The organism is Flavobacterium fluviatile (assembly GCF_010645065.1).
Lineage (GTDB): Bacteria > Bacteroidota > Bacteroidia > Flavobacteriales > Flavobacteriaceae > Flavobacterium > Flavobacterium fluviatile.
The window spans coordinates 1-689 of record NZ_JAADZW010000097.1 but is presented as its reverse complement, the minus strand read 5'-3'; the positions used below and the strand labels follow the sequence as shown (position 1 = coordinate 689).

General features: G+C 39.2%; 1 protein-coding gene. It reads right to left on the bottom strand.

Annotated features, from left to right (window positions below; genetic code table 11):
• Positions 1-668 (bottom strand): phage portal protein family protein (locus GXM17_RS21435; RefSeq protein ID WP_163401547.1); only part of this gene is annotated, 668 nt, incomplete at its 3' end.
• Between the last annotated feature and the right edge of the window lie 21 nt (positions 669-689).

Genomic DNA, 689 nt, shown 5'->3' with positions numbered 1-689 from the left:
CCGTCAATGTTATAACCGTATGACTTTAAAATCTGTTTAAACTTTTTACTGTTCAACAGGTTTTCAATAAATATCAAGTCTGATATTGTCAGTTCGTCCTGCTGTTCGCCGTGCTCTTTTGATTGAGCGTAACCGCTCGACTTGCTGGACGATGTAGTTTCAGTGTTACCTAAAATAGCGATCGCCATTTCTTCATTACAGGCATCCTTTAACCCAATTTGTAGCTTACCGTCACCGTTTGACGTTTTGCCGTCCAGCATTTCAAAATCGGCTTGTTTCGGGATCATCATTGCTAATGATGAACCGCTATCAGTCAATAAGGTTTTAAGCTCCTGTTTGGTTTTAGTGTCGTATGCATCGTACTTCATTATTCGGACAGGTTGCCCGAAAATCTCAACATATTGCGCATAATCGCCAAATGTACCACGCTTGTAAATTCCATACATAGAACAGGCCAAAAGCAAACCTAAGTCTTTTGGTTTACCCACAACCCAAACAAACGGCATGTCTTCGTACTTATAGCCATCTTGTTCTGAAAGTCCGTACTGAGATTTAGTAATTAATCCTTTTTCAGGTTTAATGTGCTTTCTTTCAATTTCTTTAAAAGTAAGCTCATCACCGCCAATAACAAACTCAACACCTGAAACACCCCATATTTTGGATTCCATCATCAAAGTGATTAAATCACG